We start from the raw sequence: 6461 nt of genomic DNA, 5'->3' as shown, positions 1-6461 counted from the left end.
GCGCGGCGCGGGCGACGGCGGGCGCCTCCGCGGCGACGACCGGAGCGGCCACGGCGACCGGGGCCGGTGCAGGCTGGATATCGGGCTCGTTCGCCGCTTCCGGCGCCGCGCCGAGCTTGGCGAGGATCGCGGAGAGGTCGGCGGCGACGGAGTTCGAGACTTCCGGCTCGGCAGCCGGCGCTTCGACGACCGGCGGAGCCTCCGTCACGGCCGGCTCCGGGAAGTTGATCTCGAATTCTTCGTTCGCGAGGCTGAAATCGAAGCGACCGTGCAGGTCCTCGACCGTGAGTTCGGTCCGCAGGTCCACGTCGAAACGCATCCAGCAATCGCTGACGTCGAGGCTTTCGAGCGGCGGCACCTGGCTCAGGTCGCAGCGGATCGAGACGATGTCGTCTGTCGGCAGCGAGCCCAGCACGACGCGCGGCTCGATCACCCGGCGGAACAGGTCCTGCTCCGGCATGATGCGCAGATGCACGTCACGGCCGGGCTTGCCGGCGGCCGGCGCAGGGGCCGCGACGGGCTCGTCGTCCCAGCCGTCATCCGAGGCTGCGGGAGCGGGAGCCGCGGTCTTCGCCTCGACCATGGCGAGCAGGTTGCCGAGCGCGGCGATGCCGATGGGCGCATCGTTGCTGGCGGCAGGCGCAGCCGGCGCCGGCGCCGGAGCGGGCGCGGCGGGAGCCGGCGGCGGCGCGGCGACAGCAGCCTGCGGTTCCTTGCCGACCTGCTCGAGCGCGGCCAGCAGGTCCGGACGCTCGGTCGCAGGCTCGTCGTTGCGGGCAGCCGAGACCAGATCGGCGACAGCGTCGGCGCAGCGCAGGAACAGCGTGAACGGCGCGTCCTCGATGGCGACGCGGCCGGACCTCAGATGGTCGAGCGAAGCCTCGAAGACATGCGCGAAGCCGACCAGCTCCGTGCAGCCGAAGGCGCCCGCGCCACCCTTGATCGAGTGAATGGCGCGGAAGGCGGCATTGACGTCCTCAGGATCGGTGGAGCCCTCGTCGAGAGCCTGGAGCTTCAGCTCCAGCGCGCCGAGAAGTTCCTCGCATTCCTGGAAGAAGGTCTGCTTGAGTTCTGCCAACGGATCCATCGGCCGACCTTCAGTTCTGGTAGCGCGCGACGAGGCCGAGCAGCGTGTTGGGTTCGAAAGGCTTGACCATCCAGGCGCTGGCGCCGGCACGGCGGCCCTCGGCCTTGATCTCGGCGCCGTTCTCCGTGGTCAGCACGATGATCGGCGTGTTCTGCCCGGCGGGACGCGAGCGGCAGGCGCGCGTGAACTCGATGCCGTCCATGATCGGCATGTTGAGGTCGGTGATCACCAGATCGGGGCGGAATTGGTCGAACTTGGTCAGACCGTCCTCGCCGTTCTCCGCCTCCGCCACTTCATGGCCGGCATTGCGGAGCGTCAGGCTGAGCAGGCTGAGCAGGGTCTTGGTATCGTCGATCGCCAGGATTTTCATACCTGATCACTCCAGAACGAGAGCGCTGTGAGCGGCGTCGAAGCCGATCGCCCGCAAGGATTCGCGGCATTCCTCGGAAGCCGCCTTGAGCGTGACCGAAAGCCCCCGCGCGGCGGCGCTGGTGGCTGCGGAGTGGAGAAGCTGGATCCAGAGGCTGGGCAGTGGCCCGGCCTCGGCGCATTCGACGGCAATGCTTTCCCGCTGTTCCAGCGCCACCAGCAGCTGGTTGCGGAACGTCGCGGCCTCGGTCCGGCCGAGGAAAGGGGGAAGCGAGACGGTGATGACCATGAAGAGCGACCCAGGATTGCGCCCGAAGCATCGCGTCAAACTGGTAAAAACTTCGCTAAATATGTTCAGCCGCATCAATACTCTTGGCGTTTTCGCGGCAGGTGCGGCCTACCTGGGGTTGTCGCAGGCCGCAGCCGTGACGTGACAAGCCCGCGCGAGTGCCCAAGGACGCCGCGCTGCCGGCCGGAGTCGAGCAATGCCGTCACATTCCGTTCGGGGAACCTCTGAGCAACGATCAGAAGATGGCGTTGCTGATCGCGCGCGGCACCAGCGTGATCTTGCCCTCTGCCTCGCGATATTTCCGGGGCATGTTGATGACACCCGAGAGGTGGAGCCAGAGATTGTTGGGCGAGATCGGCTTCGTGACGATCTCATGCGCGCCGAGCTTCGCCGCCTGGACGACCGAGCGCCGGTCCGGCCGCTCCATCATCACCAGCACCGGCGCCTTGGCGAAGGGCGAGGTCTTGAAGGACCGAATCGCCGCCAGGCATTTGACGCTGTTCCCCTCCGGCATGTCCCAGTCGAGGATGACGATGTTCGGCTGCTTCTGGATGAACGTCGCGGCGGCCGAGGACAGGTCCGACGCCTCGAAGATGCGGTTGAGCTGCGCCTGATACAGCATGGTCCGCACGATCCGGCGGTAATGCGGGCTCGGATCGATGAGCAGCACCGACAGGTTGGGAAAGGAAGGCGCTATATGCATGGCGCTGGCTCGGGAACTCGCTTACTCAACTCGACAAAATGCACACGGCCGGCTGCTAGACCTTGAGCCCGAAGCGAAAGGCACCCCAGTGCCGCCCCTTCACCATGATCGGCGCCGACAGGTCTTCCATCACCAGGAACTGCCCGCCACCCATGTCGCGCCGGTAGCTCTGCAGCAGGAACGGCTTGCGGTTGCGCGCGGCGGCAAGCCCCGTCCGATCGTCGAAGATGCGCCGGTTGCGGCAATTCGCGTTGTTCCAGACCGGGTCGCCGCCCTGCGGCTGCGCATATTTGCGATTATGCGTCGGCAGGAAGCCGTTGCGGTCCACCGCGGCACAGAACACGATCCGCCCGTTCGAGGTCAGAAGCTCTTCCTGCAAGGGCGGCAGCAGCCGGTCGGTCAGCGCCACGAAGCGAGTCATGTGCTGGACCGGGTCCGAACCCGGGATCGGCCGATAGGCTTCGTCGAACAGGTCGGCCAGCGTGAGCTCGCCGCGTTCGAGCGCCGCCTCGAACATCTCGCCGATCGTGCCCGCCGTCTCCATCACGGTCGCGATCAGCTCAGACTGGGCCGTGCGCACGCCGGATGCCGCGATCGAACCGAGGATGCCCTCGCTGATCGCGACCAGCGCCTCGGTGCGCTGGCCTGCCTGCTGGAGATTGTCGGTGGAGGCATCGACCCCGGCCACGAGCCCGGCAAGGTCCTGCCCGGCCTTGGCGCAGGCCTCGGCATTCTCGCGTGTCGGCCGCGACACCGCTTCGATCTCGCCGATCAGTTCGACGACCGAGCGGCCGAAGCTGTCGAACTCGCCGATCTGCTGCGAGATGGTCTGGCTGCCCGCCTGAGCGCGCTGCGCCGTCTGGGCATTCTCCTGGCTGCGGCGAGCAACGGCATCGACGGCCTTCACGAGCAGGTCGAGCTGGGCTGCGCTCGCGGCCGTCGCCTCGCGCGTCTGTTCCGCAAGGGCCTTCACGGCCGCCGCAATGACCGCGAAGCCCTTTCCGGCCTCGCCGCTGCGCGCAGCCTCGACGCCGGCATTGATCGACAGAAGCTGGATCTCGCGGGTGATCGACTGGATCGCGTCGCTCGACGCCCGCGCCTTGTGGGCATCGCCGACAGCCTGGGCCAGCACATGCGACATCGACTGCGCTTCCTGGGACAGGGTTGCGATATCGGCCTGCGCGGCGTTGAGGCCGAGCCGGACCGATGTCGTCACGCGTTCGAGCCCGGAGCGGACGCCAGAGGCGGCCGCCTGCGCACCTTCGGCCGCCTGCCGGATCGCGTTGTTGGCCTGCGACACCTGCTCGACCGCGCCGACCACCCGGCGCAGGCCGGCCGTCTGCTTGTCGAATTGCTGCGTCACGTCGCCGACGCGCCCGGCAATGTCGGTGATCTCGGCGCTGAGCTTGCCGAAGCGGGCCGCGATCTCGCGCACCGCGCGCTCGGCGCCCGTCCCGACCGGCTCGTCAGCGGGCTGCGCTGCAATCGCGCCAACGGGCAGATCGAGCTTGCGAGCCAGTGCATGCATGGCGGGACGCCCCTTCAACCCGGGAGGATTTCTCTCGGAACCGTAGAGAAACGCGGTAAATCGCCGGTTAAGAGCCCGTTCCGGCGATTTACCACTTTCGGAGTGCACGCCGGGATTGTGACATTGCCCTAGGGTCAACGGCCAGGCGCGTCCGTGCTATAGCTGCAGCGATCGACGGCGAACCCGCGAGGGGAGACGCGCGTTGAGCCAGAAGCCAACTCGCCCGAACGCTTTCCGGAGGAATTCCATGACCGCAGTTTCCGCCGTCTCCCGCCGTGGCCTGATCGGGCTGGGCGCCGCCGCGCTCGTCGTCGCCGCCGCGCCAAGGGTCTGGGCGCAGGCCGCCGCTCCCGCAGCGCCGACCGGCCCATTCTCGCTGCCGAAGCGTGCCTATGAGGCCAATGCGCTGGAGCCGCATATCGACGCGGCGACGATGGACATCCACTACAACCGCCACCACGCCGCCTATGTCGCCGCCCTGAACAATGCCGCCAAGGACAATGGCGTCATCGCGAAGGCCTCGGTGGCCGAGCTGATCGCCGATCTCGGCCAGTTGCCCGAGAGCATCCGCACCCTCGTCCGCAACAATGGCGGCGGCCATGCCAATCACAGCATGTTCTGGGAGATCATGGCGCCGGGCGCCGGCGGCGCGCCCACCGGCGAGGTCGCCGAGGCGATCACCCGCGATCTCGGCGGCTTCGACAAGTTCAAGGCCGATTTCGAGGCCGCGGGCCTGCGCGTCTTCGGCTCGGGCTGGGTCTTCGTCACCGTCGACAAGGCCGGCAAGCTCGCCTTGCTCGGCAAGCCCAACCAGGACAGCCCGATCATGGACAAGCAGATGGTCCTGCTCGGCAACGACGTCTGGGAGCACGCCTATTACCTGAAATACCAGAACCGCCGCGCCGACTACCTCAAGGGCTGGTGGAACGTGGTCGACTGGAAGAAAGTCAACGAGCGCTATGCCGCCGCCAAGGCCGGCAAGCTCGCGCTCTGAGCGCTGAACTCTGACCAAGACCACAAGGTCGCGGGAACCCCTCTCCTGTAAGGAGAGGGGCAGGGGTGAGGTGTAGGCCCCTGGACCAGTAAAACTCTGCCTCACCGCCGCGCAGCGACCATCTCACAGCAAACTTGGTGAGCGGCCTACCCCTCACCCTGCCCTCTACCTCCGGGAGAGGGTTCCTCGCGCTATCCGAGCATGACGGTGTCGGCCTAATGCCCGACCCTGGCGCCCTTCGTGCCCTCGCTGAGGCGCGGCAGGAACCAGGCGAGCAGGCCCATCAGCGGGATGAACGAGCAGATCTTGTAGACCATCTCGATGCCGAGAATGTCCGCGAACTCGCCGAGCAGCGCCGCCGCGAGCCCACCGAGCCCGAAGGACAGTCCGTAGAAGAAGCCGCCGACCAGCCCGACACGGCCGGGCAGCAGCTCCAGCGCGTAGATCAGGATCGCGGCGAAGGCGCTCGACATGATCAGGTTGATCACGATCGTCAGCACGCCGGTCCAGAACAGGTCGGCATAGGGCAGGATCAGCGTGAAGGGCAGCGCGCCCAGGATCGAGAACCAGATGATCTTGTTGCGGCCGATCCGGTCGCCCAGCATGCCGCCGCCGAGTGCGCCCACCGCCGAGGAAGCGAGGAACAGGAACAGCATCACCTGCGAGTTCTGGATCGAGATGCCGAACTTGCCCATCAGGTAGAAGGTGTAGAACGAGGAGAAGCTCGCCGAATAGGCGTTCTTCGAGAACAGCAGGATGATCAGGATCGTGATCGCGAAGGCGACCGAGCGCTTGCCCGGCCGGGCTGCCAGCGTACTCGCCACCGCGGCCTTCGGCGGACGCGCCTTGTCGAGCCGCGCATAGCTCGCAGCCGTCCAGACCATCAGCATCATCGCGACGAGCGCCGCGACCGAGAACCAGGCGAGGCTCCCCTGCCCGCGCGGCACGATGATGAAGGCCGCCAGGAGCGGCCCGAGCGCCCCACCCGTCTGGCCGCCGACCTGGAAGATGCCCTGCGCCAGACCATGCTGCCCGCCCGAGGCATTGCGCGCCATGCGCGTCGCCTCCGGGTGGAAGATCGAGGAGCCGATGCCGACGCAGGCCGCCGAAAGCAGCAGGAAGCCATAGCTCCCGGCATAGGCGAGCCCGATCAGCCCGGCGAGCGTGAAGCCCATGCCGACCACCATCGAATAGGGCATCGGATGCTTGTCGGTGTAGAGCCCGACAGCCGGCTGCAGCAGCGAGGCCGAGACCTGGAAGGTCAGCGTGATCAGGCCGATCTGGCCGAAATCGAGCCGGTAGGCTTCCTTGATGATCGGGTAGATCGCCGGGATCAGCGACTGGATCATGTCGTTGAGCAGATGCGTGAAGCTCAGCGCGATCAGCACCGGCATCATGGCCCGTTGCGGCAGGGAGGCGGTCGGCGCGCTGGCGGTCATCTGGGTAAGTCCCGCGGCATCTCCGGCAGGCCGATTCCCGCCTCGTGACGCG

At 67.3% G+C, this 6461-nt stretch carries 8 protein-coding genes; 2 read left to right on the top strand and 6 right to left on the bottom strand.

The features are described from left to right. The 3 genes from NUV79_RS02645 to NUV79_RS02635 form a co-directional block, all read right to left on the bottom strand. Window positions 1-1078 (bottom strand): Hpt domain-containing protein (locus NUV79_RS02645; RefSeq protein WP_257731519.1); only part of this gene is annotated, 1078 nt, incomplete at its 3' end. Between the two features lie 19 nt (window positions 1079-1097). Continuing rightward, on the bottom strand, window positions 1098-1457 hold the full coding sequence (locus tag NUV79_RS02640) for a response regulator (RefSeq protein WP_257731518.1): 360 nt from the start codon (window positions 1455-1457) through the stop codon (window positions 1098-1100). A 6-nt stretch (window positions 1458-1463) separates the two neighbouring features. Then, complete coding sequence (locus NUV79_RS02635) at window positions 1464-1745, bottom strand: STAS domain-containing protein (protein WP_257731517.1); 282 nt, start codon at window positions 1743-1745, stop codon at window positions 1464-1466. Between NUV79_RS02635 and NUV79_RS02630 the strand changes: the two genes are divergently transcribed. Then, entirely contained in the window at window positions 1738-1890 is a 153-nt protein-coding gene (locus NUV79_RS02630; protein WP_257731516.1) for a hypothetical protein, read from the top strand. The two genes, NUV79_RS02635 and NUV79_RS02630, sit on opposite strands and share 8 nt — an antisense overlap. A gap of 90 nt (window positions 1891-1980) precedes the next feature. On the opposite strand, the gene NUV79_RS02625 is transcribed toward NUV79_RS02630, so the two are convergent. After that, window positions 1981-2448 carry a response regulator gene (locus NUV79_RS02625; RefSeq protein WP_257731515.1) on the bottom strand — a complete coding sequence of 156 codons (468 nt, stop codon included), beginning with the start codon at window positions 2446-2448 and terminating at the stop codon, window positions 1981-1983. 55 nt (window positions 2449-2503) lie between these two features. After that, window positions 2504-3976, bottom strand: coding sequence for a methyl-accepting chemotaxis protein (locus NUV79_RS02620; RefSeq protein ID WP_257731514.1), 1473 nt, complete (start codon window positions 3974-3976; stop codon window positions 2504-2506). Between the two features lie 247 nt (window positions 3977-4223). On the opposite strand from NUV79_RS02620, the gene NUV79_RS02615 reads away from it, so the two are divergent. After that, a complete protein-coding gene (locus NUV79_RS02615) occupies window positions 4224-4970 on the top strand; it encodes a superoxide dismutase (RefSeq protein ID WP_257731513.1) in 747 nt (248 codons plus the stop codon). 215 nt (window positions 4971-5185) lie between these two features. Here NUV79_RS02615 and NUV79_RS02610 read toward each other — a convergent pair whose 3' ends face one another. Beyond that, window positions 5186-6409: an MFS transporter gene (locus tag NUV79_RS02610; RefSeq protein WP_257731512.1), complete on the bottom strand. Its 1224-nt coding sequence runs from the start codon at window positions 6407-6409 to the stop codon at window positions 5186-5188. Window positions 6410-6461 lie beyond the last annotated feature (52 nt).

It is taken from the genome of Allobosea sp. 47.2.35 (assembly GCF_024655635.1).
GTDB lineage: Bacteria > Pseudomonadota > Alphaproteobacteria > Rhizobiales > Beijerinckiaceae > Allobosea.
This window is presented reverse-complemented; position numbering and strand designations above follow the sequence as displayed.

Excerpts from the sequence above, each read along its gene's own strand:
- NUV79_RS02640 (WP_257731518.1), bottom strand. The coding sequence starts at position 1,457 with ATGAAAATCCTGGCGATCGACGATACCAAGACCCTGCTCAGCCTGCTC.
- NUV79_RS02630 (WP_257731516.1), top strand. The coding sequence starts at position 1,738 with ATGACCATGAAGAGCGACCCAGGATTGCGCCCGAAGCATCGCGTCAAA.
- NUV79_RS02635 (WP_257731517.1), bottom strand. The coding sequence starts at position 1,745 with ATGGTCATCACCGTCTCGCTTCCCCCTTTCCTCGGCCGGACCGAGGCC.
- NUV79_RS02625 (WP_257731515.1), bottom strand. The coding sequence starts at position 2,448 with ATGCATATAGCGCCTTCCTTTCCCAACCTGTCGGTGCTGCTCATCGAT.
- NUV79_RS02620 (WP_257731514.1), bottom strand. The coding sequence starts at position 3,976 with ATGCATGCACTGGCTCGCAAGCTCGATCTGCCCGTTGGCGCGATTGCA.
- NUV79_RS02615 (WP_257731513.1), top strand. The coding sequence starts at position 4,224 with ATGACCGCAGTTTCCGCCGTCTCCCGCCGTGGCCTGATCGGGCTGGGC.
- NUV79_RS02610 (WP_257731512.1), bottom strand. The coding sequence starts at position 6,409 with ATGACCGCCAGCGCGCCGACCGCCTCCCTGCCGCAACGGGCCATGATG.